At 30.1% G+C, this 25,202-nt stretch carries 23 protein-coding genes and 1 riboswitch; of the genes, 14 read left to right on the forward strand and 9 right to left on the reverse strand.

The genetic code is table 11. From position 1 onward, the window contains the following. Positions 1-331: 331 nt before the first annotated feature. From ACZ5N4_RS03985 to ACZ5N4_RS03995, 3 genes are all read right to left on the reverse strand, one after another. Positions 332-1,264, reverse strand: a complete 933-nt coding sequence (locus ACZ5N4_RS03985) for a DUF2935 domain-containing protein (RefSeq protein WP_464207348.1) — start codon at positions 1,262-1,264, stop codon at positions 332-334. Positions 1,265-1,344: 80 nt separating this feature from the next. Then, positions 1,345-1,926 (reverse strand): hypothetical protein, encoded by a 582-nt coding sequence (locus ACZ5N4_RS03990; protein ID WP_464207350.1) that lies wholly within the window; start codon positions 1,924-1,926, stop codon positions 1,345-1,347. A gap of 187 nt (positions 1,927-2,113) precedes the next feature. Then, positions 2,114-2,452, reverse strand: a complete 339-nt coding sequence (locus ACZ5N4_RS03995; RefSeq protein WP_464207351.1) for a hypothetical protein — start codon at positions 2,450-2,452, stop codon at positions 2,114-2,116. Positions 2,453-2,777: 325 nt separating this feature from the next. On the opposite strand from ACZ5N4_RS03995, the gene ACZ5N4_RS04000 reads away from it, so the two are divergent. The 9 genes from ACZ5N4_RS04000 to glpT all read left to right on the forward strand — a co-directional run bounded on the left by ACZ5N4_RS04000 (position 2,778) and on the right by glpT (position 14,196). Further along, positions 2,778-4,175 (forward strand): NAD(P)H-dependent oxidoreductase, encoded by a 1,398-nt coding sequence (locus ACZ5N4_RS04000; protein WP_464210827.1) that lies wholly within the window; start codon positions 2,778-2,780, stop codon positions 4,173-4,175. Continuing rightward, positions 4,165-4,695 (forward strand): hypothetical protein, encoded by a 531-nt coding sequence (locus ACZ5N4_RS04005; protein ID WP_308041538.1) that lies wholly within the window; start codon positions 4,165-4,167, stop codon positions 4,693-4,695. The genes ACZ5N4_RS04000 and ACZ5N4_RS04005 overlap by 11 nt, the downstream gene beginning before the upstream one ends. An 18-nt stretch (positions 4,696-4,713) precedes the next feature. Continuing rightward, on the forward strand, positions 4,714-5,262 hold the full coding sequence (locus tag ACZ5N4_RS04010; protein WP_464207354.1) for a LytTR family DNA-binding domain-containing protein: 549 nt from the start codon (positions 4,714-4,716) through the stop codon (positions 5,260-5,262). Positions 5,263-5,274: 12 nt separating this feature from the next. Then, positions 5,275-5,709 (forward strand): hypothetical protein, encoded by a 435-nt coding sequence (locus ACZ5N4_RS04015; protein ID WP_464207356.1) that lies wholly within the window; start codon positions 5,275-5,277, stop codon positions 5,707-5,709. A gap of 185 nt (positions 5,710-5,894) precedes the next feature. After that, the gene (gene adhE / locus ACZ5N4_RS04020; protein WP_464207358.1) at positions 5,895-8,501 is read left to right on the forward strand and encodes a bifunctional acetaldehyde-CoA/alcohol dehydrogenase; all 2,607 of its coding nucleotides are present in this window, start codon (positions 5,895-5,897) and stop codon (positions 8,499-8,501) included. A 209-nt stretch (positions 8,502-8,710) separates the two neighbouring features. Next, positions 8,711-9,409: a response regulator gene (locus ACZ5N4_RS04025; RefSeq protein WP_464207360.1), complete on the forward strand. Its 699-nt coding sequence runs from the start codon at positions 8,711-8,713 to the stop codon at positions 9,407-9,409. Positions 9,410-9,461: 52 nt separating this feature from the next. Next, positions 9,462-11,225, forward strand: a complete 1,764-nt coding sequence (locus ACZ5N4_RS04030; protein WP_464207362.1) for a HAMP domain-containing sensor histidine kinase — start codon at positions 9,462-9,464, stop codon at positions 11,223-11,225. A 209-nt stretch (positions 11,226-11,434) separates the two neighbouring features. After that, positions 11,435-12,778: a phosphoglycerate transporter protein PgtP gene (gene pgtP, locus ACZ5N4_RS04035; RefSeq protein WP_464207363.1), complete on the forward strand. Its 1,344-nt coding sequence runs from the start codon at positions 11,435-11,437 to the stop codon at positions 12,776-12,778. An 80-nt stretch (positions 12,779-12,858) separates the two neighbouring features. After that, positions 12,859-14,196 carry a glycerol-3-phosphate transporter gene (gene glpT, locus ACZ5N4_RS04040; RefSeq protein WP_464207364.1) on the forward strand — a complete coding sequence of 446 codons (1,338 nt, stop codon included), beginning with the start codon at positions 12,859-12,861 and terminating at the stop codon, positions 14,194-14,196. Between the two features lie 50 nt (positions 14,197-14,246). Here glpT and dapB read toward each other — a convergent pair whose 3' ends face one another. After that, positions 14,247-15,062 (reverse strand): 4-hydroxy-tetrahydrodipicolinate reductase, encoded by an 816-nt coding sequence (gene dapB, locus ACZ5N4_RS04045; RefSeq protein ID WP_464207366.1) that lies wholly within the window; start codon positions 15,060-15,062, stop codon positions 14,247-14,249. Between the two features lie 5 nt (positions 15,063-15,067). Further along, positions 15,068-15,201: riboswitch (cyclic di-AMP (ydaO/yuaA leader) on the reverse strand. Positions 15,202-15,492: 291 nt separating this feature from the next. Between dapB and ACZ5N4_RS04050 the strand changes: the two genes are divergently transcribed. Further along, the gene (locus ACZ5N4_RS04050) at positions 15,493-16,125 is read left to right on the forward strand and encodes a GntR family transcriptional regulator (RefSeq protein ID WP_464207368.1); all 633 of its coding nucleotides are present in this window, start codon (positions 15,493-15,495) and stop codon (positions 16,123-16,125) included. 83 nt (positions 16,126-16,208) lie between these two features. Here the strand turns inward: ACZ5N4_RS04050 and ACZ5N4_RS04055 are convergent, their stop codons facing one another. After that, positions 16,209-16,889: a hypothetical protein gene (locus ACZ5N4_RS04055; RefSeq protein ID WP_464207370.1), complete on the reverse strand. Its 681-nt coding sequence runs from the start codon at positions 16,887-16,889 to the stop codon at positions 16,209-16,211. Between the two features lie 178 nt (positions 16,890-17,067). Between ACZ5N4_RS04055 and add the strand changes: the two genes are divergently transcribed. Then, positions 17,068-18,102, forward strand: a complete 1,035-nt coding sequence (gene add, locus ACZ5N4_RS04060) for an adenosine deaminase (protein WP_464207372.1) — start codon at positions 17,068-17,070, stop codon at positions 18,100-18,102. A gap of 213 nt (positions 18,103-18,315) precedes the next feature. Further along, positions 18,316-19,173 carry a YitT family protein gene (locus tag ACZ5N4_RS04065; RefSeq protein ID WP_464207374.1) on the forward strand — a complete coding sequence of 286 codons (858 nt, stop codon included), beginning with the start codon at positions 18,316-18,318 and terminating at the stop codon, positions 19,171-19,173. Between the two features lie 226 nt (positions 19,174-19,399). Here the strand turns inward: ACZ5N4_RS04065 and ACZ5N4_RS04070 are convergent, their stop codons facing one another. Next, entirely contained in the window at positions 19,400-21,310 is a 1,911-nt protein-coding gene (locus ACZ5N4_RS04070; RefSeq protein WP_464207376.1) for a cell wall-binding repeat-containing protein, read from the reverse strand. Positions 21,311-22,040: 730 nt separating this feature from the next. Here ACZ5N4_RS04070 and murI point away from each other — a divergent pair. Further along, on the forward strand, positions 22,041-22,823 hold the full coding sequence (gene murI, locus ACZ5N4_RS04075; protein ID WP_464207378.1) for a glutamate racemase: 783 nt from the start codon (positions 22,041-22,043) through the stop codon (positions 22,821-22,823). Between the two features lie 119 nt (positions 22,824-22,942). Here the strand turns inward: murI and ACZ5N4_RS04080 are convergent, their stop codons facing one another. Then, positions 22,943-23,119 (reverse strand): hypothetical protein, encoded by a 177-nt coding sequence (locus tag ACZ5N4_RS04080; RefSeq protein ID WP_464207380.1) that lies wholly within the window; start codon positions 23,117-23,119, stop codon positions 22,943-22,945. A 248-nt stretch (positions 23,120-23,367) separates the two neighbouring features. Here ACZ5N4_RS04080 and ACZ5N4_RS04085 point away from each other — a divergent pair, with 248 nt between their 5' ends. Continuing rightward, a complete protein-coding gene (locus ACZ5N4_RS04085; RefSeq protein ID WP_464207382.1) occupies positions 23,368-23,859 on the forward strand; it encodes a flavodoxin family protein in 492 nt (163 codons plus the stop codon). A 13-nt stretch (positions 23,860-23,872) separates the two neighbouring features. On the opposite strand, the gene ACZ5N4_RS04090 is transcribed toward ACZ5N4_RS04085, so the two are convergent. Beyond that, on the reverse strand, positions 23,873-24,304 hold the full coding sequence (locus tag ACZ5N4_RS04090) for a DMT family transporter (protein ID WP_464207384.1): 432 nt from the start codon (positions 24,302-24,304) through the stop codon (positions 23,873-23,875). Positions 24,305-24,400: 96 nt separating this feature from the next. Next, positions 24,401-25,099 carry a cyclic nucleotide-binding domain-containing protein gene (locus ACZ5N4_RS04095; RefSeq protein WP_464207386.1) on the reverse strand — a complete coding sequence of 233 codons (699 nt, stop codon included), beginning with the start codon at positions 25,097-25,099 and terminating at the stop codon, positions 24,401-24,403. Positions 25,100-25,202 lie beyond the last annotated feature (103 nt).

Below are 25,202 nucleotides of genomic sequence, written 5' to 3' on the forward strand. Positions count from 1 at the left end.
CGATAGAATTTTTTATGTTTTCAAGATCCATTTTAGAGTCCTCCCTATGAACATATTGAATTAGGTTAATCAAAAATAATATAAGTTCATATGTTCCTTTTCATATTATATAGTAATGTTAATATATCTAATTTACAAGAAGAAAACTATTATTGATAATTATTTTAAATTGTTAATGGTAATCAATATCGTTAACAATTTGATTATATATTAAGCTTTTTAGAATATCAATGGTTTTATTTGTTGGCATAATAAAGTTTATAATTTTAATAATTGGAAAAACAAAAAAGGCCGCCTATACAAAGCATAGGCAGCTTGAAGTTTTTATTGTTTATACATTACGAACTTTACTAAAGTTTTTTAGAAGTCTAACATAATGATTTGCTTCTCTAACTACATGATCACCAAGTAATGGAACTATTAAAGACTTAATATTACAGTGAAGTATGCCTTCTGTACCTTGCTTCTTAAAATCTCTAATACCAATAGTAGATTTAAGAGTTTCCCGTGTAACTTCAGGTAGGAGACCAAGGTTTACTGTTAGGCTTTGGGCTTCAGCAGTTAATTCATCAAATTTCTCACCGTAGTCATTAGCTGTATCAAATAATTTAACTTCTGTTGGATCCAATAATCCTCTAATAAACTTTGCGTGTTCAGCCATAATTCTACTCCAGAATATTTCCTGATATACTGCATCTTGTACAAAGTTAACTTCCTGTCTATTTTGCAACATAATCAGTGTTCTTAGATATAACTGTGCCTCTCTAAGTATATGATCTATAAGTAATGGATAATTAGTAGTAAATACTTTACATGCTAAGACATCTCTTAACAATCTGCTTTTAAATAAAATAATTTGGTTAGCTGCGACCATAGCTCTTTGATTTAATTCAGTTACACTTCTAACAATATCAAAAGATTGCCTAGCATTGGTGCATTTAATTAAATTTGCTTCCATTTTAGTGATATTGCAATCGATTGGAATTGAGGTATAATATTGAGTTTTGCATTCGGCATCAATGGTCATGTCAGTAATTAACTCTCCTGAGTTTGCTACTTCTGGACTGATAATTCCATCAGAAAGCTTTATGGTTTCTACTAAGAGTTGACTAAACTCCTCTTTTATCATATTTGCTTGTTGTGCTAAGTTATGATTCTTTGGAGTAAAACCTGCTTCCAAGAAAATGGCATGTTCTTTAGCAATTCTCATAAAGAATAGATTTAATTCTAAGGATTGTCTAACAAACTCTCTATTAGATAACATTATAAACTCCTTTTAATCGCTACATTCTATTATATGAATTGAATTCTTAAATGGTTACTGTCAACATAATTAATTTTTGCTTAAATATCTATATTTTCAAAGCTTGTTGCAAATTTACATAAAAAATCCTCAATATAATGAGGTTCTAAATTCTGAAGTTCTTCTGGAAGTGAATTTATAGGAATATAAGGGAAGGAGTTATCACCATTATAATATTTTACGATATTATTATATTTATCTTTAAATAAGTTCTTAGCACCAGTAATTGATCCGCAGTGAACATATACTCTGCTTGGATAAATGTTGTAATGTGCCCCAATTCTCAGTGAGCAATCATATAAATTTAAAGGTCCGAAATACTTAATAATATTATTTCTTCTTAAGTTATAAACAGTATCTAGTATATCAGTAAAACATAGACTATTTGATATTTTTTCTTTTATTAAATCATCTTTTAAACACTGATACATATTGTTAGCCATATTAAATCTGAGTATATTGTCTTGTGCAATTACCTTATCATTAGAACCTATTTCAAATACAGAATGGTAAATTAATTCATCATAATCTTCTATTTCTTTAAATTTTTCTAGTTGTTCTTCAAATTTTTCCATAAATTTTTCTTTGTAGTTTTTAACTAATTCATTTAAAGGAGTAGACATGATATTTAACCTCCAGTGTAATAGATTATTCATATAATTTTATGAATCGGTATAGCAAATGATGTGTAATAATTATATAAAAGTTTAAGTTGAAAACTGCCTAAATGGAAGTAAGGCATGAGATAAATAAGAATTAAAAGGATCTGAAGATTCTCAGACCCTTTTACTGAGTGTAAGCTTATATAAATTAAAAGTATATTAAATACATTATAATACCGTATATCGAACAAAGTCCAAGAAAAAAAGGAGTGATACTAAGTCTGAATTTTTCCTTTTTATAGGCTACAATATTTAATATCAGAGATAAAATACAGAAAATAAGCATTAAAATAAATAAGTAATATGCATAGATCATTAAATCCGTATTCCATGTTTTGCGAACAGGTAAATCTTTAAGCCTATTAAAGTAGGTTTCAAAAGGAGGTCTAGCTCTATCTACTACAAATGCGGAAACAAGGCCAATTATCCAAATTAGTATATTTGTATATATGACGATTTTAGTATAAATTTTTTTCTTGTTTTCCATAGACACCACTTATTAAATTAAAATTTATCTAAGTGGATTTCACCTCACTTTCTTTTAGAATTTAATATATTTTATTCAAGGAAAGTGTAAAAAATTACATAGATAAGTTTTTATAAATATATGAAAAATATGGTATAACTTCATTATAAATGATTTTAGGTACAAGTCTAGATACATATTATAAATTTGATACAGAGAATTGAATAGGAGCTTTTTAGTGTTACAGCACCTCCATGTATCTTACATACTTCATATTGCATCTTGAAAGAAATCCATAGTTTCAATTTATAAAATTCAATAAAATAGAATTATGAAAAAGCAGGAGGTGTTGATTTTGAAAATAATAATTTTAAATGGAAGTCCAAAGTCAGAAAAAAGTGTTACAGTACAGTCAATGAAGTATTTGGAACAGAATTATGAAAGTCATGAATTTGAATATATACAGGTTATAAAAGAAATAAAAAAATATGAAGAAAATGTGGAAGCGTTAGAGACCTTATGCACAAAAGTTAAGGAAGCAGATGCTGTTATATGGGCATTTCCACTATATCATGCTTTAGTACCTTCCTATTATAAAAGACTAATTGAATTAATATTTAAAAATAATTTAGAAGGTTATTTCTCAGGAAAATATACTAGTGTGTTTTCTACCTCTATTCATTATGCAGATATTCATGCTCATAACTATATGAGGGCAATTTGTGAGGATTTAGGCATGAACTATGTAGAATACTTGTCCCATGATATGAATGATTTAGTAAAAGAAAAGAGTAGAAGGGAACTTAAATTATTCTTTGAAAACTTACAGACCTATATTAATGAGGGCTTAACTACTAATAAACTATTTAGTATGCTAAGTAAAAGTACCTTTAAGTATAAAGCCGGCGAAACAGATAGATTTATTCCTACAACTAAGAAAATAATTATTATAACGGATGTAGAGAAAGAGGATAGTAACCTTAAAGAAATGATTGATAAATATAAAAGCTATATAAAAGGCTCTGTAGAAGTTCTTAATCTCTATGATGTAGATATAAAAGGTCCTTGCCTAGGCTGTTGTAAATGTGCTGCGGAAAATATATGTGCTTATAATGATAAGGATGGCTATAGAAAATTTTTAGATTATGTTATTAATAATGCAGATATAGTTATTTTTGCAGGAACTATAAAGGATAGATATTTATCCTATCGTTTTAAACTTTATTATGATAGAAGTTTTTGTTACACTCATATTCCTTTCTTAAGAGGCAAGCAAATAGGATATATGATTTCAGGTAGATTAAGTGAACATCAGAACTTAAGACAAATACTAGAATTATACACTGGAGAGGATAGAAATTTAATTGGATTTGTTACCGATGAAAGTGAAGATAGCGATACTATAGACAAACAAATATATACTTTTGCTAAAATCAGTATAAGTTACTGTGAAAGAAACTATTTTAAGCCAGAAACCTTTTTAGCTGTAGCTTCAAGAAAGTTGTTTGCTGATTCTATAGAAGGAGAGTTAGGAGCTATCTTTGCAGCGGACTATAAATACTATAAGGAAAATGGAATGATGAAAAAAATATCCTTTAAGCAGAAAATGCAAGGAAAAGTTATGAGATATTTTATGGGAAAAGAAAGATTCAGAAAAGAAGTACAGAAAAATGCAATTGATTATATGATTACTGCCCATAAAAAAGTTCTTGAAAAGGATAAGGTGAAAGACAATGGTAAGTAGTTTAAAAGCATGCTTTAACGTAACATTTGGGTTTATTCCTTTAATATTTCTTTGGAGTATATCAAATAAATGGGGGATTGTTTTAGGCCTAGTGTCTATTTCAATATTGTTCATAAGAAACCTTATGAACAAGAATATAGGAATTATGTCTGTTGTGTTATTAGCTTACTTTGCTATTTCCAATGTACTATACTTTTATTTTAAAATAGACGTTGTTATTCAGTACAGATATTTAACTTCATATGTAGTGCTGGCACTTATGGGATTTATCTCTACTAGACTAGGAAAACCATATACTATGTATGAAGCTAAAAGTGGATATGGAGAAGATTTTGGAGAGTCGCCATTATTTATAGAAGTTAACAGTCTTATAACTAAAATATGGGCAACAATTTATTTAGTTAATGCTATTATAGAATTATTAGGGCATAACACTAATACTGTTATAGTTATGAATATATTAGTGTCTGTAGGGGTTGCACTATCAATTATAATCCCCGGGTTACTTCCGGAAGCTTAAAGTAAAAGAGGGTTTTATATGGAAATAGATTTAATTTGTTGTGAAAATATGAGAAGAATATTAGAAGAGATCCTTACTAATCGTAAAATAAGGATTAGTAAGGATGCTAAAGTATGTATTATTGAAAAAGGCTTTGATTTAGAAGAAGGCAAAATAGGTATATATTTTGATATGGCAACTGTAAATGTTTTAATAGGCTATTTAGATCAAGTATCAATGAATAAAGAAGAGCTTAAAAATATAATTACAGGAAAATGTGAAGAGGACGAGCTTAAAGTGCTGACTTATGATAACATTTATTATTTTGAGGCTATGGGTAATGACGTTTTTTGTAGGACAAGAGATAAAAGATATAAAGTCAAAGAAAAGCTTTATGAATTAGAAGAAAGGCTTGAAAATAAAGGATTTATAAGAGTAAGCAAATGCTTTATTGTAAATATAGTAAAAGTAGATCGCATTATTTCATGGTTTAACAGTAAGCTTATATTAAAAATCATAGATATAGAGGAAGAAGTTTATGTTACACGAAAATATTTAAATGATTTTAAAAAATTTCTTGGGTTTTGAGGAGTTTAAAGTATGAAAGAGAATTTAAAGGATTTTTTATTTAACTTGATAATATCTGTATTTATTGGGCTATTTGTTGGTATGGCCGCAGTTACTGCCATAAATATGAACAGTGAAGCTGTAGTTACTCTGACTATTAGCTCAATAATTGGAGGAGTTATTGGAACAGTTTCTAGACTTGTTTTCATATATATATTTGATATAAAACAAAAGGATGTAAAGTTGGCCTTTATATCGGTGTTTATAATAATTTGGGTTATTTCCTGTATGCCATCTTTTTATAATTATTTAGCTAAAAATAATAATTTTTCTATAGCAGAATTAGTATCAATTTTAGTATCAGCAGAGTGTCTTGGAATGAGCTTTTGCTATTATTCTTATAAAAGATGTTTGAAATTTAACTTGAAGCTTATGAATAAGAAAAAGCAGTTAATAAAAAGGTATTAAATGTTTTAAAGCTGCTAGATTAAGTAGCAATTTATAAAGAGAGCTTAAACCAAAGCTCTCTTTATTTTTGCATATTTTCTTAGTGTTTTTCTGCTGGTCAGCTATAATCTATGTACTTTAAGATGTAATAATAATTTAAGTATGTGAAAAGCTATTAGGGTATTAATTAAAAGGAGGAGTATTTTATGAGAGTTACAAATAAAGAAGAACTTCTTCAAAAAATTAAAGAAGTTAGAGAAGCACAGAAAGTTTTTGCTACATATACTCAAGAAACTGTAGATGAAATTTTCAGGCAAGCAGCTATAGCCGCCAATAATGCCCGAGTTCATCTTGCTAAAATGGCTACAGAAGAAACAGGCATGGGTATTGTGGAGGATAAAGTTATTAAGAATCACTTTGCCGCTGAGTATATTTATAATAAATATAAAGATGAAAAGACTTGCGGAATAATTGAAAGAGACCCTTCCTTCGGAATTATCAAGATAGCGGAACCTTTTGGAGTGATCGCAGCTGTTATACCTACAACTAATCCAACGTCTACAGCAATTTTTAAGTCACTTATTGCATTAAAAACTCGTAATGGAATTATATTTGCTCCGCACCCTAGAGCAAAGAAAAGCACTATAGAAGCCGCAAGAATTATACTTGACGCCGCTGTAAAAGCAGGAGCTCCTGCTGGAATAATAGGTTGGATAGATGAGCCAAATGTAGATCTCACTCAATTGCTCATGGGAGAATCAGATATAGTTTTAGCTACTGGCGGGCCTGGCATGGTTAAGGCTGCATATTCCTCAGGTAAACCAGCTATAGGTGTAGGATCAGGAAACACCCCGGCAGTTATTGATGAAACCGCTCATATAAAAATGGCTGTAAGTTCAATAATACTTTCAAAAACCTTTGATAATGGGGTAATATGTGCTTCAGAACAATCTGCAATAGTAGTTGAAAAAGTCTATGATGAAGTAAAATCAGAATTTGAAGAGAGAGGGGCTTACTTCTTAAATGAAGAGGAAAGAGATAAAATAAGAAGAACCATAGTAAAGGAAAATGGAGCCCTTAACGCAGATATAGTAGGCCAGGATGCAAGAAGGATTGCTGCAATGGCTGGAATTCAAGTGCCTGATTCTGTAAAGGTACTTATTGGTGAAGTTGAGTCTGTAGAATTTGAAGAACCTTTCTCACATGAAAAATTATCTCCGGTATTGGCCATGTATAAGGTAAAAGATTTTACAGAAGCTTTACATAAGGCAGCAAGGCTTATTGAACTTGGTGGTTTTGGCCACACATCAGTACTCTATACGGATCAGACTAAATGTAAAGATAGAATTGAAAAGTTCGGTGCAGTTATGAAAACTGGAAGAACCATTATTAATATGCCTTCTTCCCAGGGGGCTATAGGTGATATATACAATTTTAGACTTGCGCCATCCTTGACATTGGGGTGCGGCTCTTGGGGAGGAAATTCTGTATCAGAGAATGTAGGAGTAAAACATCTAGTAAATGTAAAACACGTGGCTGAGAGAAGGGAGAATATGCTGTGGTTCAGAGTACCTGAAAAAATCTACTTTAAGTATGGATGTATGGGAGTTGCTCTTGAAGAACTTAGAGACATGAACAAAAAGAGAGCCTTTATAGTTACAGATAGAGTTCTATATGATTTAGGTTTTGTAAATCATGTAGTAAGTATCCTTGAACATACAGGCATAGATTGCAGAGTATTTTTTGATGTAGAACCGGATCCGACTTTGGCAACTGCACGTAAAGGTGCCTCTGAAATGAACAACTTTAATCCTGATGTCATAATAGCATTAGGTGGAGGTTCTCCTATGGATGCAGCAAAAATCATGTGGGTACTTTACGAGCATCCTGATGTAAGATTTGAAGACCTTGCTATGAGATTTATGGATATAAGAAAAAGAGTATACAGATTCCCTGATCTCGGCAGGAAAGCTATGATGGTTGCTATTCCAACTTCAGCAGGAACAGGGTCTGAGGTAACTCCTTTTGCAGTTATTACAGATGAAATAACTGGAGTAAAATATCCTCTAGCAGACTATGAGTTAACTCCAGATATAGCTATAATTGATGCGGAGCTTATGATGAATATGCCAAAAGGTCTTACTGCAGCCTCAGGTATAGATGCTCTTACCCATGCTATTGAGGCTATGGTGTCTGTATTGGCTTCGGAGTACACGAATGGCTTAGCCTTAGAAGCTATTCGACTTATATTTAAGTATCTACCTTTATCTTATACAGATGGTGCAAATAACGTAAAAGCAAGAGAAAAAATGGCTCATGCAGCTACCATGGCGGGTATGGCCTTTGCTAATGCTTTCCTTGGTGTATGCCATTCAATGGCTCATAAGCTAGGTGCTATGCATCACATACCTCATGGAATAGCAAATGCACTGCTTATTAATGAAACAATTAAGTTCAATGCAGTTGATAATCCGAGAAAACAGACAGCTTTTCCTCAATATAAGTATCCTAATGTAAGGTGGAGATATTCAAGAATTGCTGACTATCTAAACTTAGGTGGAAATACTGAAGATGAAAAAATACAACTTTTGATAAATGCGATAGATGAATTGAAAGCTAAAATCAATATACCAAAAACCATAGAGGAAGCAGGAGTAACTAGTCAGCGCTTTTATGCAACTCTTGATGTGATGAGTGAGCAGGCTTTTGATGACCAATGCACTGGTGCAAACCCAAGATATCCTCTGATTGGTGAGATAAAACAAATGTATATAAATGCCTTTGAAGGAACTAATAATGAAAATCGTCAGTAAATGTAAAATTTATTGAAATTGAATATAGAAAAATAGTAACACAGACTCTAATAGTGCTGTGTTACTATTTTTTTAATTATAAAAAATACCTATCCTTAAAAGATGATATTATAGATAAATAATTTTTAGAAAAATAAAAATATGGAAACGTTAAAATCTTTAGTATATACTGTAAAATATATATTTATATTTAATTGAGGGTGATTTTTATGAAAACAGGAAAAGTATTAATAGTAGATGATGAAATTAATATAACAGAACTTATTTCTGTAAATCTTGAAGAAAATTTTAATGTAGTGTGTTGTCATGATGGCTTGGATGCGGTAGAACTTGCCAAAAAAGAGCTTCCAGATATTATACTGTTAGATATTATGATACCGGGAATTGATGGATTTGAGGTTTGTAGAAGAATACGAAATGATGAAAGTACTAGAAAAATACCTATAATAATGCTTACAGTAAAAAGGGAAGAAAATGATAAAGTCAGAGGATTGAAGCTAGGTGCAGATGATTACATAACCAAGCCTTTTGGTATAAATGAATTATTAGCTAGAATAGATGCTGTACTTAGAAGAGTAGATACGGTGTCTGTCGCTAATAACACAAATGACAACATTATACAAATAGGTGATATAGAGATTGATAATAATAAATACGAAGTTAAAAAGAAAGGTGTTGTCATAGAACTTACTTTAAGGGAATTTAAGCTATTACAAACCTTGGCTAAAAATAAAGGAGAATTAGTTTCAAGAGAAGTTTTACTGAGTGAAGTATGGGGATATGGTAACCTGGGAGATTCAAGAACACTAGACGTGCATATAAGAAAATTGAGAAAAAAATTAGAGGATAATGATAGATTTCCTAAGTATATAGAAACAGTAAGAGGTCTTGGATACATGATTAAATAAAGGCTGATAATAGTAGTTTAAAGTAAATATTATATTAGAAATAGGTGATTTAATGAGAAGAAAATTATTTATTACTTATATTATTTTAGTAATGGTAGGCTCTTTAATCACAGGAGCATTGTGCTTAAGTTTTGTAAGAACCTACTATGTAAAAAACCTTCAAGATAAGCTTATCAGTAATGGCAAACTGATTACTAATACGCTTTTAAATTTAGTAGATGAAAGAGCTGAAGTTAACTATCCTGTCATGGCACAAAAATTTTCTTCTCAAACTGATGCACAAATATCTTTTATAGATGATAAGGGCAATGTTTTGGCGGATTCCAGTAGCAGCTTAATATTTGAAAATCAGCTTGATAAACCAGAGATACAAAATTGTCTACATAACAAATCAGCTGTCAGTGACAGATACAATAGAATTAAAGGAGAGAGGTTTCTTTATGTAGCATTAAGTCCAGTAAGAATATATGATAATGCAATTATAGTAAGGCTTGGAGTGTCTCTTAAGGGGTTTGATAACCTTAATAAAGTATTCTTAAGCTGTACTTTAATTTCCATACTTATAGGTGTTATTGTAGCGGTAGTCATTGGATGCTTTTTTTTAGATAATATGATGAATCCATTGCAGAAGTTAAATAATGCAGCTAAAAGAATATCAAAAGGAAATTTTAACTATAAGGTAAGGATCAGTACAAAGGATGAACTTGAAGAGCTTGCAGATAGTTTTAACCATATGTCTTCTACAATAAATAATGTAGTATCACAGTTAAATTATAGAAACTTAGAACTAAATTCAATCTTAAATAGTATAACTTATGGAATATTAGTAATTGATATCAACTGGAATGTAATACTTTCAAACCCTGCAATAATAAAAATACTAAAGTTAGATAAAAACTTTAATATAGGACATAATTTAAAGTCTAGTATAAAATCACAAGAACTCTATAATTTAATTGAAGAAACATTTAATAATAACATACATAAAGAAAGAGAACTAAAGCTAACGGATAGTGATGATAAAATATATAAAGTATATACTAATTTAATAGATTATGATATTGAAAACTTGGCACATGAAAAAGGTATAGTTATTATTTTACAGGATATTTCAGAAATGAAGCATCTTGAAAAAATGAGAAGTGAATTTGTCGCTAATGTTTCTCATGAATTAAAGACACCACTAACTACTATAATTGGTTTTGTAGACACTTTAAAAAGAAAGGCAGGAGAGGATAGGGAAAAGAGACAAAGGTTTTTAGGGATTATAACAGAGGAAGTAGAAAGATTAAAAAGGCTTATAGAGGACATACTTTTGTTGTCTCATTTAGAAAATCAATCTTCTTTAAACAATCTAGAGGAAGTAAATATATATAAAGAGTTAGATAATATTGTATATATGTTGACTCCTTCAGCAAGTAAAAAGAGTATATGTATCGATCTAATCATAAAGAAAAATTTTATATTGTATGTAAAAAATAAGGATTGGTTCAATCAGGCTGTAATCAACCTTATAGATAATGCAATAAAATATACACAGCCAGGAGGAAGCATTAAAGTTTTATCATATATAAAAGAAGATATGGCTTTTGTTAGTGTAAAAGATAATGGTGTTGGTATACCAAAAGAAGATGTAGCAAGAATTTTTGAGAGATTTTATAGGGTAGATAAATCTAGAAGTCGTAATCAAGGAGGAACAGGACTTGGTTTAGCTATTGTAAAGCATATAGTGTCTGAATTAGAAGGCAGTATATATTTAAATAGTGAGCTAAATAAAGGCAGTGAATTTATTATACAGCTTCCCTTAAATAAATAAAAAAGCAGATTAGAAACTAACTAAAATTAACTAATAAGTCTTATTATTAAAAAATGGCAATTTCAGAAAACGTTGACAATGGGTATCAAATTATATATAATGTTAATAATGTTAAAAGTGTTAACAATGTTAATATTGTTAATATTGTTATATAAATATTATATATGGTTTTAAATATTAAAATATTATTGATTTGGAGTTAATTAAAGATGATTAATTTTTTAAAACCATCAGCTGCTAAACCTTATTTATCTGAAGAAAATATAGACAAGGAATACAGAAAATTACGTTTCCAAGTACTTACAACTATATTTATTGGATATGCAGCTTATTATCTTGTAAGAAAAAATTTTATACTAGCAATTCCTTATTTAACAAATGAAGGTTTAGACACGGCAAAATTAGGTTTTGCTGCCTCAGTTTTACCTTTCAGTTATGGGTTAAGTAAATTTTTTATGGGGATTGTTTCTGATAGAAGCAATGCTAGAATATTTTTGCCTTTAGGTCTTATATTATCCAGTATTATCAGTATTTTGCTAGGAATTACATCAAACATAGATTTAATAATAATTCTCATGTTTATTAACGGTTGGATTCAAGGGATGGGATGGCCAGCTTGTGGACGAGTAATGGCTCATTGGTTTTCAGATAGAGAAAGAGGCGTGAAAATGTCTATATGGAATGTATCTCATAATTTGGGAGGAGGAGTTTTGGCTACTATATCAGGTATTGGGATAATTATTTTTGGTACCTGGAAAAGCCTATTCTATTTCCCCGCAATTATTTCTATATGTATAGGTATAGCTTGTCTTATATTTTTAAGAGACACGCCTCAATCATGCGGGCTGCCTCCAATTGAAGAGTATAAGAATGATTATCCGAAAGCAAGTGTAGAAGACAGAGAAAGAGAATTACGCGCAAGTGAAATACTGTTTAAGTATGTATTAAATAACAAGTTTTTGTGGTATTTAGCTATAGCTAATATATTTGTATATATGGTTCGCTATGGAGTTTTAGATTGGTGTACTTTTTACCTTACTACGGTAAAGGGAGCGCCTCAATGGCTTTCACAAAGATGTTATTCTTTATATGAATATGCTGGCATACCAGGAATATTAGTTTCAGGTTGGTTAAGTGATAAATACTTTAAAGGTAGAAGGGGACCAATTTCAGCCATCTGCATGACTTTTGTGACACTGGCTATATTACTTTATTGGATGAATCCAGCAGATAATTATAGTGTTGATGTAATAGCTTTAATGCTTATAGGTTGCTTGATCTATGTTCCTGTAGTTCTCGTTGGAATTGCAGCGATAGATATAGTGCCTAAAAAAGCCGCTGGGACAGCTGCAGGTTTTACAGGGTTGTTTGGATATTTATTTGGAACGGCTTTGGGAGATTGGCTGATAGGTGTAATCCTTAAATACAATGGCTGGAACTTAGTTTTTATGATGCTTGTTTGTGCTTGTATTTTAGGAACATTATTTCTTGCGTTAACTTGGAATCTTCATGATAGAGAAAAAACTAATGAAGAAGAGGAATACCTTGTTTAATTCATATTTATATCATAAAAAAGTGAAAAGCTCTAAAATTAGAGTTTAAATATATTACAATACAAGGGGGGACTTTTTAAATGTTTGGAATTTTTAAGCCTGCACCTCATATCAGTAGGCTGCCAGAAGAAAAAATCGATTCAGCCTATAAAAGATACAGAATACAGGTGTTTTTAAGTATCTATATAGGATATCTTATCTATTACTTTGTTAGAAGTAACTTTTCTTTAGCTAAAGCCTATTTAATAACTCAAGGTTTTACTAAAACACAATTGGGATTTGTTGCTTCAGCTCTTGGATTATCTTATGGAATAAGTAAATTTGTTATGGGTAATCTATCAGACAGGTCAAATCCAAGATACTTTTTAGCAGCAGGTTTAATACTTTCGGGAGTTGTAAATTTATTTTTCCCAATTACATCAAGTATTACTTTTATGTTTATATTAATGCTTTTAAATGGTTGGTTTCAAGGAATGGGATGGCCTCCATGTGGAAGAACAATGACTCACTGGTTCTCCGATGGGGAGCGTGGAATTAAAATGTCTATTTGGAATACTGCCCATAATGTCGGTGGTGGATTTATAGCGGTTATTGCTTTAATTGGTGTTTCAATGTTTGGAAGTTGGAAGGGTTTGTTTTATTTACCAGCTATAATAGCTATTGTTGGTGGTATATTATTTATTATATTTGCTAAGGATACACCACAATCTGTTGGACTTCCTCCAATAGAAGAATATAAAAATGATTATCCAGAAGTAAATGTAGATGATAGAGAAAGGGAAATGACAGGTAAAGAAATACTATTTAAGTATGTATTGAATAATAAGTATTTGTGGTTTATTGCCATTGCAAACGTTTTTGTATACTTAGTTAGATATGGAGTTATAAATTGGGTTCCAACATATTTGCAAGAAGCAAAGCATTTTACTCGTAAAGATACAGCTATAGCTTTTCAGATATATGAATATGCAGCAATTCCAGGAACTATAATAGTTGGATGGATAAGTGATAAATTATTTAACGGTCGTCGTGCACCAATGGGTATAATTTGTATGATTGGCGTTACGTTAGGTGTATTCGTTTATTGGAACAGCAGTAGTCTTATAGTTATAAATATTACACTAGCAATTATAGGTGCATTAATATATGGACCAGTAATGCTTATAGGTGTAAGCGCATTAGATATGGTTCCTAAAAAAGCAGGCGGTACAGCAGCTGGTTTTACAGGCCTTTTTGGATATATGGGAGGACAGGTTGTAGCTGAAATAGTAATGGGGATAATTGTAGATAGGTTTGGTTGGAACGGCGGATTTATGCTACTTTTAGTATCTTGTGTACTTGCTATAGTATTTTTATCCTTTACTTGGAATGTTCATGATAGATCTAAATATAATGAGAATACAGAGGTAACTGTATAGGGTTTCATTTTGAAACCCTATTTTTTGAGTTAAAATTAAATTTATTTTTGTTAACCTAAGGCACTTTCTAAAGTATTAATATATCCATACAATATTTTCTTAAGGTCCAATATATCTTTCATTTCATAATATCCAGATTTTTTATAAATATAATTTACTGCATTAACAGCTCCTAGTGCAAAAGCTTTTCTTGAAAAAGATTCATGGCTTATCTCTATTTTATCATTTTCTCCAATTATAAGAACCTCATGCTTTCCTACCACGCCGCCAGCACGTACAGCATGAATAGGTATATCTTTATTATATACTCCTGCTGTTTCAAGTCCATTTTCTATTTCATGGGATAGTTTTAAAGCAGTACCTGAAGGCGCATCTTTTTTATTCTTATGATGGATCTCTGTAATTTGAAAATCGTAGTTACTTAATATATTTGCTGCAATATTACTTAAAAGCATTACTACATTTACACCTAAGGTAATATTGGGTGCGTACACTATACCGTTGCTAAACTTATAGGCTATACTCTGAAGCTTATCAATATCTTCTTTAGTAAAACCTGTAGTGCCTATAACCAAGTTCACCTTCATTTTAGATAGTGTTATAACATTTTCCATAGTTGATTTAGGACTTGAGAAGTCTATAACTACATCAGGTTTAGTTTTAAAAATAATAGATTCCAGCTCATCAGAAGTGCTTATTTTTATTCCTGTTTTGTGCTTTCCAAGTAATTCTCCTAAGTCCATTCCTTTTTTTGAACTCTCTGCACTGCAAATTACTGCCACAATTTCCATGTTAGCTTGTTCTAAAATTCCCTCTGCTATATGTTGTCCTGTTTTGCCTAAACCTATTAAGCCTACTTTAATCATATAAAATACCCCCTCTTTTGACGCTTACGAGGTTAGCTGACGGACTCGGACGGGAGGTTTATTCCTACCCAATCTCAATTGAGATTCGCCCCGAAGTATTGGTTCCCCCGTTCTTTTTAGGATTCAGCGTTCTTTCAAAATATAGTAACAACTTTATTATAACATACAAGTTGTTGCATGTCATTAATAACCAATGTAACTATTTCGAATTTGAGTATTAGTTTACATTTTGTACAAAATTCTAAATGTTCTTATTTTAATGTAAATCAAGATCCAGATAAAGTTATTCATTATAAGTTTAGCTAAGTTGTTAAATTATTATTTACATAATAGAAAGAATAACCTATACTATTTATGGATTTAATTAATCCAACATATTTGAAGGGGGGAATTGTTTTAAGATGAAGTACATCTTAAAACAAAATTTAAAATGTCAGAAGAGTATGTGACGAAACCTGTATATCAAAAGATTGCAATTGATATAGCAAATAGAATAGTAGGTGGAGATTTTTCTATAGGTGATAAACTTTATGGAAGATCATCTCTTGCAAGTCATTATAACGTCTCACCGGAAACTATTAGAAGGGCAATCATTCTTTTGAATGAAATGGATATAGTAGAAGTAACAAAAGGCAGTGGAATTACTGTTAAATCCGTAGATAACTGTTTAAGGTTTATAGATAAATTTAAAGATATAGGTTCTGTGAATTCCTTAAGAAAAGAAGTATTAGATTTGCTAGAGGAGAAAAATGTATTAGAAAGAAAAATAGAAGGAGTAATTAAAGAACTTATAGATTATTCCAATAGATTTGCCAGTACTAATCCTTTTGTACCTTTTGAGTTTGAAATAGATAAAGGGCTCAATATTATTGGAAAGACTATATCGGAAAGCAAGTTTTGGCAAAATACAAGTGCTACCATAATAGGTATAAGACGGGAAGGGAATTTGATACTTTCTCCAGGACCTCATGCTATATTTGAAGAAGGTGATATCTTCATAGCAATAGGTGATGAATATAGTTATTATAGAATTAAAAAGTTTCTTTATGAAGAGAATAAATAATTGAATTCAACATAAGTAACATCCGTAGATTTACGTAAATGAAATCCACGGATGTTCTTTTTCTGCATATATATAACTATTTTCTATTTAAAGTATTTATCGTAGTAACTACCATCATAATTTCTTTCTCTTAAAGGACAAACCTTAGCATTACACATATAACAATTCTTATAATCAGTTTCATTATGAAAATAAATTCCAGAGTAGGTTTTTTCGGGAGACATAAAGAAATTGCTATCAAGGACAACTCCTGTAGAGATAACTTTATCTCCTAAGATACTAAAAATATTTTTTTGCTCTTTAATATCCCAATCTACAGTGGAACCTGGATTTACTCTTGCTAAATTTCCTGTATTAAAGTTTTTTTCTATGTAATTTTTAAGTAGGGTATGACATTGAATTAAGATTTCTTGGGTTATAAATTCAGCAACCTTTTTTTCAAATTTATTATTATTAGAATCACACCAATGTTTGAGTTCGGTACCACAAGTAACTATATAGGGAAAAGCTCTGTTTTCTGAACTCAAGTTTATACTAATAACTCTACTATTAAATCTTATTCCATCTAACGCTACAAAGTTATCTCCTCTTTTACATATAAAACATTCCTTAAAAACAGTCTTAGGAACCGCTATCTTTTCAGCTTCCTTTGCCAAACTTTCTACGATTCTAATATTCTTATCATGAGAAAGATTTAATTTTTTTGATATTTCATAAGGATTTATAGAAAAATTAAAATCTTTAATTAGTATACAGTTATTCATTTCCACATCCCCCATTTAAACTATTTGTTATAAATAATTTTAAAACTTTTGGTAATGACTGTAAATCTAGTTTTAAATAAAAAAATGCAGGGCTTAAGCTTTTGTGATAAAATATATCCCAAGATAAAAATAAGATATAGTATTGTACATTAAATGTTAACTAGAAGGACGGGATATAATGGATTTGATAGAAATTGTTAAGGCTTTACCTAAAACAGAATTGCATTGCCATTTAGATGGCAGCATAAGGACAGAAACTATACTTGATATTGCTGAAAAAGAAAATATTGAAATTCCAACAAAAGAATTATTAGAGTTTGAAAAATGTGTGAAAATCCTTGGAGAGTGTAATTCGTTAAAAGAGTACTTAGATAAATTTGATTTACCAATAAAAGTTATGCAAAAACATGAACATATATATAGAATAACTTGTGAATTGTTAGAAGATCTTTCAAAACAAAATGTGAGATATATCGAAATAAGATTTGCACCATTTTTTCACACCAAACAAGGGATGTCAGCAGAAGAGGTTATAGAGACAGTTTTAAAGGGAATGAAAGATAGTAAGAAAAAGTATGGAATAATGTCCAATTTAATAGTATGTGCCATGAGACATGAGAGCATCGAAACAAGTAAGCAATTAGTAGAAATATCTAAAAGATATCTTAATAAGGGAATAGTTGCAGTAGACCTAGCAGGTAATGAACATGATTTTCCACCAGAACTTCATAAAGAAGCTTTTGATTTAGCTAATAGTTATGGATTTCATTGTACTATACATGCAGGTGAAACTGGTATACATGAGAACATAATAAAATCTATTGAATTATTGCACGCAGAAAGAATTGGTCATGGTGTATATGCATTTAAGGATGAAAATACAGTCCAATATCTAAAGGACAATAAGATTCCTCTAGAAGTTTGCATAACCAGTAATGTAAACACAAAGGCTGTTGAGTCTTACAATGAACATCCAGTAAAGACGTATTTGGATGAAGGATTAGTTGTAACAATAAATACAGATAATATTACTGTCTCAAATGTATCTATAATTGACGAATATAATTATTTAATAAAAGAGCAGGGATTTACGCTGCAGGATATATTAAAGGTAATAAAAAATGGAATAGAAGCTTCTTTTGCTTCTAAGGAAGAAAAAATTATTTTAATAAAAGAATACGATGATGCTTTACGAAAACTTAAACTTGTTTAGCAATAATATGAAAGCTGTTGGTGGTATTATAAAACATAATATCATCAACAGTTTTATTTATATGTAAAGAAAATTTTTGCTTAAAAATAAAACATTAATCTGTATATATATAAGTATATTATATTATAAGTAATTTTGTTAAAGTAATATATTATTTTAACAAAGAATAAAAAAGCACCATATAATATTATAAGTAAGTAAGGGAGGTAATATATGACAGAAAAGCATAATAAGCATTTTAGAGTAATAAGTAGAATTTTCTTTATGATGTTGGGAGCTACTTTAGTATCAGTTGGTTTGGAAGTGTTTCTCATACCTAATAATATAATAGATGGAGGAATAACGGGTATTTCGATTATTTTAAATTATTTAACCAAAATTCCTCTAGGAGTATATATTTTCATATTGAATGCCCCTTTCTTGTTAATAGGATACAAACAAATCGGAAAAACCTTTGCACTTTCTACATTATTTTCAGTAACTATGTTATCAATTGGAGTAACAGTTTTTCAACCTATAGATAGTATAACTCAGGATGTATTATTAGCCTCTGTTTTTGGAGGTATAATAGTAGGAGCTGGTGTTGGACTGATAATACGAAATGGTGGTTCATTAGATGGAACAGAAATTGTAGCTATTATAATGGATAAAAGCTCATCATTTTCCATTGGAGAAATAGTAATGTCTTTCAACTTATTTATACTAAGTAGTGCGGGTTTTATTTTTGGATGGGATAGAGCTATGTATTCATTAATAGCATACTTTATTGCATTTAAGGTTATTGATATTACTGTTGAAGGGTTAGATGAATCGAAGGCCGTTTTTATTGTATCAGAAAAATATACTGATATAACCGAGGCTATAATGGCCAGGCTTGGTAGAGGTGTTACTCTGCTTAAAGGTAAAGGAGCATATATGGGAAGGCCGACAAATGTAATATATGTTGTGGTAACACGTCTAGAGATATCTAAATTGAAATCAATTGTGCATGGCTTCGATGAAAATGCTCTTGTTACTATTGGGAGTGTAGAAGTATCGGGGAAAATACACAGAAAACGAGCTATTCATTAAAGAAAAGCACAATATAGGAAAGGGAATGTAAATAAATTTTATTTTTATTAGTATATTTACATCCCCTTTTCTATATAAATTTAAAATCTATATAATAATTATTAAAGTTTAACTAATTAATTATTATGCACTGGATAAGAATTATCCAAGATTCAGATAAGTTGCAGATTCAAATCTGAATCTAAGAAATTCTTTATAAAATAAAATATTCAATTGAATAAAATCATTATTTATTTAGTCTTAAAGCAATGGTTGACCAGAAATCGCTATTTTCTAGACCTAACCTCCACATTGCTGCTCCAGATAAATCGCAATTATTTACAATATCTAATTTGTAGCCTATGCTTGTACTATTTTCAAACCAAACTGTGTGATAGACCCCTGAGCTATCGGTGTAGTTAAAGTAAGGACTTTTAGAAGTTGAGTCCCATTTTACAGTAGAATTATATTTTGCAGCTATGTTATATGCCTGTTGAATGCCATATGCATCGGCTTTTTCTCCAGTGGATGTCCAATCGTATGCATAGGAAGCTATGCCAACTATTATTTTATCTTTTGGAACGACGGTAAGAGTATAGTTTACTACATTCTGCACCCAATTTATAGATGCTATGGGACCAGGTGTTCCACCGGACCAATGTTCATCATATGTCATAAGTATGATCTTATCCGAATACTTAGCAATTTCAGCATAATCAAAAGCACCAGCCCAGTTATCATTAATACTATCTCTAGTTTTAGCTGGAACTGCTATTGTTACTTCAAAGCCCTGAGAATGAAGAACATTATAAAGTTCTTTCATAAAAGTAGAAAGATAATCTCTGTCATAATAATAAATTCCCTCTAGGTCTATATTAACTCCTTTATAGTTATTCGCAACTAACATGTTAAGTATGTTATTAATCAACTTATTTCTATTACTGCTGTTTTCAAGTACACTTTTTGCTATATCTCCATCAAAATTATTAGTTATCATAGCTAAAGTTGAGATTTTATTTTTAGAAGCATAATTTAATTGATCTATTGGTATATCGCCGCTTAAGTTTCCATATCCATCAGTATCAAAGGTATCTGTTGCTATTTCATCTATTAAGTCGGAATTACTTACTAGTGAATTATAGGAAGCGTTATCTCCAGGATAATAATATGTGCTATAGCCTAAAAGAGTTTTAGATGGTTTAAGTATTCTTTCTACTAAGGAATCAGGTATAATGGAGGTTCCACCAAGCAGTTTAAGGAAGGAAATGGACTCACTATTAGACTCAATTATAGATTTAGCTCTATAGTAGGAACCATCCGTTAACACAATTGGTGCAGAATTTTTTGCAGCTGCAGAAGATCCACTTAGTGCATCGGGAAAATTCTCACCACTTGCAAAATAAACACTATTAAAATTTATATCCTTTGAAAATTCATTTAAAATTGCTGCATTAGTGCTATATCTGTCAATTCCGCTTAATCGTTTTACATTTTCAAGTTCATTAACGGCATTATCGCTTATGGCACCTGTTCCCCCGATTACATAGAAATTATTTATATTATTGGCATTTATGTACTCCTTAACATTAGATGGAAGAAATTTTGAAGTAGAAAACAATATAGGCATTTGCTTTGAAGCAGCTATAGATGCTGCTGACAACGCATCAGGAAAGTTTTCTCCAGAACAAATAAATGCTCCATTCTTTGAGCCAACAACCTCGGCTACCTTAATACTAGTTTCATATCGATCTTGTCCATATAATCTAGTAAAGGATATGTTAAGAGAGGTAAGTGTATCTTCAATATTTTTAGATATTACCCCTGGACCACCAATTATAAAAACATTTTTTGTTTGTAGACGCTTTATTTCTTGTAGTATTTCACTATTTAAGTTTTCCTTTTCTGTCAGCAAAATTGGAGCATCATATTTTTTTGCTAAAGGTGCAGCACTAAGGCCATCAGGAAAATTTTCTCCAGAAACTAATACTACATAGTCTGATTGACTCCAACTATCATGAGATATTTTTACAGAAGTTCCGTATCTGTCAACACCGGCTAGTCTCACAGTTGAAGCCGCAGCAGACGCTTTTGATGACATTAATGATAGAACAATAAAAAAAGAACAGGTTAGCGATAGATATTTCTTCGTATTTAACATTGATTGCCTCCTTAATTAGTATACAAGTTATTACATTAATTTTAAAAACTTGTCCATTATTTAAGTACGATAAAACTATTTAATTTATATAGGTATAAGCAATATGTAATTTATTACCATAGAAAGTCATATGAAGTATAAAAGTATATCTATCCATAATTGAAATTATGACCCAAGTGAGATGAAGTTTATTTACCTAAAGCCATGAATCCTGTCTATGTATTGAAGAAGTTAAAACTCAAAAAGAAATAGCACAACTTGTTGCTGCGCTATTTCTTTAGGGTTGGTTGTTAAATTATATGGGGATTAAGAATGGTTTTAAGTACTTACGTATATTTTATTAAGCATTTTTCATGCCAATAGAGTAAAGGGCCATTTTACGTGGAACCATATTGAAAAATTTATCATAATGAGAAGTTATTTTTGTTAAAAGAAAAAGATTAAAGTTAGTATTTATCAAAAAATAATATAATTTGTTCTTATCAAAGTGATAATTAATATTTTATCAAAATGATAAAAAAATATCAAAATGATAAAATATTAAAGTTATTGGTTACTGTTTAATTAATATAGGATTCTAAGTCTTTTATGGAAATTAGCGCAAAAATAATAGAATATTGATACGCATTCGTAGTAAATTACGTGAAACAATAATCTATATTATTATGTTATAATAAAGCTACATGAATGTTAAATTTACATATAGATTTTATTTATTGGAGGAATAGAAATGCAAATAGGTTTTTTTGATTCTGGTATCGGAGGTATTACTGTATTGCATGATGCGCTAAAAATGTTACCTCATGAAGATTATATATATTACGCAGATACATTAAATGTTCCATATGGACCAAAACCGAAAGATGAAGTGAAAAAACATATTTTTAATGCTATAGAGTTTATTATTCAACAGCGAGTTAAGGCAATAGTTATTGCCTGTAATACTGCCACAAGTGTAGCAATCGAAGATCTAAGATCTAAATATAGTATTCCAATTATAGGAATGGAACCTGCTGTAAAACCTGCTGTTGAAAAAAATAAAGATGTAAATAAACGAGTTCTGGTAACTGCTACTGCTTTGACTCTAAAAGAAGAAAAACTACAAAATCTTATTACTAAATTAGATAACGAACATATTGTTGATTTACTACCGCTTCCAGGATTGGTTCAATTCTCGGAAAGATTTGAGTTTAATGATCAAATAGTATTACCTTATCTTCAAGAACAGTTATTTAGATATGACTTAAGTAATTACGAAACCATTGTTTTAGGGTGCACTCATTTTTCTTTTTATAAGGATATGTTTAGAAAATTACTTCCACCACATACTAATATAATTGATGGAAACATTGGCACTGTAAAAAATCTAAAAAGAACTTTGGAAGAAATAAACTCTTTAAATGAAGGTAACGGAAATATTACTTTCTATAATTCAGGATACAAGGTTGAAGATAAAGCAAAATTAGATAAATACAGTGAATTATTTAAAAGATTAGATGATATTGACGTATAAAATTCCCTACCATAGAACATTACTCAATATGCTTTAAGATTAAAATATAAAATTTTATGAATCATCTTTCTTATACTATGTATTAAAGGAGGGCAAGTGCCATCCTTTAATTTTTTATATTATCTATCATTAGGTTTTCCTAATACATACATATTGATTTGATCACTAGCCTCATAAGAGAAACTACCTGTATAAACATTGAGGAGCTTCCAGCCTTGGCCGAGTAAATCATTTACTTCATTTTGACTGTGAGTTTCTTGCACCTTAACGATATCTAATAAATTCTCATTTATCATATATTTACCATCTCCTTTGACGTTGCTAACATTAGTTAACAAGTATAGGCATTTTATCAATTAATTGCTATAATATATATTGTATAATTTAGTTAAAAAGTTTATGGGTACAATCATTAAATAAATAACTTTGATACTTAATTTAGACATAGACACAACTATTAACAGTGTTAATAAATTGAGTATCTACAGATAAAATTAGATTGTGTAATTGAGTAAAATATATGTTTTGAGAGGTGAATTTTATAATGAAAAAGCTGGTTGTATTTTATTCCTTTGAGGGAAACACAAGGTATATTGCTCAAAGTATTGCAAAAGCTATTAATGCGGATTTATTAGAGCTAAAACCGAAAAAAGATGTTAAAAGTAAAAGTTTTATGAAGTATCTTTGGGGTGGAAAACAGGTTGTACTTGGACAAAAACCTGAACTTGAAAGATTAGATAAAGATCCTAATGAATATGACTTTATAATTTTTGGCACACCAGTCTGGGCCTTTAGTTATGCACCGGCATTTAAGACCTTCTTTTCTCAAATAAAAATAACTGAAAAAAAGGTTGCTTTATTTTGTTGTAATGGCGGTGGTAAAGGTAAGACATTTACAAATATGAGAGGTGAATTAAAAGAAAATGACATATTAGGAGAAATTGAATTTATTGATCCAATTAAAGGTGATGAAAAGAAAGCGGAAGAAGCTGCTGGGTGGGCTAAAAAGATTTTCAGTGATATAGAAGAAGGTTAAGGATACCTTCTTCCTATCCTTTTAATTTAAATACAATTAAACCAATTATCATTAAGAATAGTCCTGCTATCTTAGTAAAATCAAACTTGACTTGAGTTACTCCAAACCATCCAAAGGTATCAATTAGTGTGCAAATTAGCAACTGGCTAATTATAAGTAATGATACAGATAATGTTGGACCTAGTAGAGATATTCCTTTCATAACATAGAAAACTATAATAACACCAAAGACGCCTCCGAATAAATATATCTTGTTTACCTCATCTATTCTGCTAATATTGCCTTTAGCAAAAATAGTTATCACTAACAAAGAAAAAAGAAGTCCAACAGCATGTACAACAGCTGTCGTTTCCCATAATCCTATTTTATCACTTAAACGTGTATTAAAAATTCCTTGTATACCTATTAAAATTCCAGCTAGCATTGAAAGAATTGCACCAATCATAAATATCCTCCTTTAAACATTATAATTTATGCTTATTTGATACAGACGTAGTCCCAATAATTAATTTATACAAGCGTTGTTTTATAGGTGATGTAATTATTCATACATGTTACCATCAGATAACTCTTTTAACTTATCTATATCTTTTATAACAATTATGCTGCCTTTTTTTTCTATAATGCCTTTAGAACTAAAATCATTAATAATTCTGTACAGATGTCTGTAACTGGTACCAAGTAAAGTAGCTAGATCAGTAAATTTCGAAGTCTTAATCTCACTAATATTAGTAGAATTATTTTCATCAACGCTTATTGATAAAAGATAGCTAGCTAGCCTACTTTCAAGAGGGTATAAAAGATTTATTGAAGCTGAGTTTGAAACGGCGTATAGCTTTTGGCTGATATTCTTTATTATAAATCTCAAAAATTTAGAGTCGTTATATGCATGACTTAAAAGATCATTTGTTTTTATGCCTATAATTATAGACTCATTAACAGATTCTACATTACACTGAATTTTAAAATCTGTTAAAAACTCAATATCGCCTAGTATATTTAGAGGTTTGTTGAACCTGAGTAGTATAGATTTGCCATTATCATGTAATGTATATACCTTAAGTTTACCTTTTACGAGAAAGTACATATAATTCATTTCACTACTTTTGGAACAAACTAATTCACCTTTGCTAAAGCTAAAAAGTTCCATATATTTAATCATATCTCTTTCAAATATAGAGTTTAAGTCATATTTTTCTATATAGGAAAGGAGCATGCTTAAATTATTAATTCGCCTCATTATTACCTCCATTTTTAAGTATTATGATGTATAATAGTACATATTCTAAGATATTGTATATTTTAAAACAATAAAAATTATCTAACATAATTAGTATAAATGA

Source organism: Clostridium nitrophenolicum (genome assembly GCF_055391695.1).

Bases quoted from the DNA above. Each gene is read 5' to 3' on its own strand.
- ACZ5N4_RS04055 (WP_464207370.1), bottom strand. From the start codon at position 16,889: ATGAATAACTGTATACTAATTAAAGATTTTAATTTTTCTATAAATCCT.
- adhE (WP_464207358.1), top strand. From the start codon at position 5,895: ATGAGAGTTACAAATAAAGAAGAACTTCTTCAAAAAATTAAAGAAGTT.
- murI (WP_464207378.1), top strand. From the start codon at position 22,041: ATGCAAATAGGTTTTTTTGATTCTGGTATCGGAGGTATTACTGTATTG.
- pgtP (WP_464207363.1), top strand. From the start codon at position 11,435: ATGATTAATTTTTTAAAACCATCAGCTGCTAAACCTTATTTATCTGAA.
- ACZ5N4_RS04065 (WP_464207374.1), top strand. From the start codon at position 18,316: ATGACAGAAAAGCATAATAAGCATTTTAGAGTAATAAGTAGAATTTTC.
- ACZ5N4_RS03985 (WP_464207348.1), bottom strand. From the start codon at position 1,264: ATGTTATCTAATAGAGAGTTTGTTAGACAATCCTTAGAATTAAATCTA.
- ACZ5N4_RS04095 (WP_464207386.1), bottom strand. From the start codon at position 25,099: ATGAGGCGAATTAATAATTTAAGCATGCTCCTTTCCTATATAGAAAAA.
- glpT (WP_464207364.1), top strand. From the start codon at position 12,859: ATGTTTGGAATTTTTAAGCCTGCACCTCATATCAGTAGGCTGCCAGAA.
- ACZ5N4_RS04025 (WP_464207360.1), top strand. From the start codon at position 8,711: ATGAAAACAGGAAAAGTATTAATAGTAGATGATGAAATTAATATAACA.
- ACZ5N4_RS04080 (WP_464207380.1), bottom strand. From the start codon at position 23,119: ATGATAAATGAGAATTTATTAGATATCGTTAAGGTGCAAGAAACTCAC.
- ACZ5N4_RS04050 (WP_464207368.1), top strand. From the start codon at position 15,493: ATGTCAGAAGAGTATGTGACGAAACCTGTATATCAAAAGATTGCAATT.
- ACZ5N4_RS04090 (WP_464207384.1), bottom strand. From the start codon at position 24,304: ATGATTGGTGCAATTCTTTCAATGCTAGCTGGAATTTTAATAGGTATA.
- dapB (WP_464207366.1), bottom strand. From the start codon at position 15,062: ATGATTAAAGTAGGCTTAATAGGTTTAGGCAAAACAGGACAACATATA.
- ACZ5N4_RS04015 (WP_464207356.1), top strand. From the start codon at position 5,275: ATGAAAGAGAATTTAAAGGATTTTTTATTTAACTTGATAATATCTGTA.
- ACZ5N4_RS04010 (WP_464207354.1), top strand. From the start codon at position 4,714: ATGGAAATAGATTTAATTTGTTGTGAAAATATGAGAAGAATATTAGAA.
- ACZ5N4_RS03995 (WP_464207351.1), bottom strand. From the start codon at position 2,452: ATGGAAAACAAGAAAAAAATTTATACTAAAATCGTCATATATACAAAT.
- ACZ5N4_RS04070 (WP_464207376.1), bottom strand. From the start codon at position 21,310: ATGTTAAATACGAAGAAATATCTATCGCTAACCTGTTCTTTTTTTATT.
- ACZ5N4_RS03990 (WP_464207350.1), bottom strand. From the start codon at position 1,926: ATGTCTACTCCTTTAAATGAATTAGTTAAAAACTACAAAGAAAAATTT.
- add (WP_464207372.1), top strand. From the start codon at position 17,068: ATGGATTTGATAGAAATTGTTAAGGCTTTACCTAAAACAGAATTGCAT.
- ACZ5N4_RS04005 (WP_308041538.1), top strand. From the start codon at position 4,165: ATGGTAAGTAGTTTAAAAGCATGCTTTAACGTAACATTTGGGTTTATT.
- ACZ5N4_RS04085 (WP_464207382.1), top strand. From the start codon at position 23,368: ATGAAAAAGCTGGTTGTATTTTATTCCTTTGAGGGAAACACAAGGTAT.
- ACZ5N4_RS04030 (WP_464207362.1), top strand. From the start codon at position 9,462: ATGAGAAGAAAATTATTTATTACTTATATTATTTTAGTAATGGTAGGC.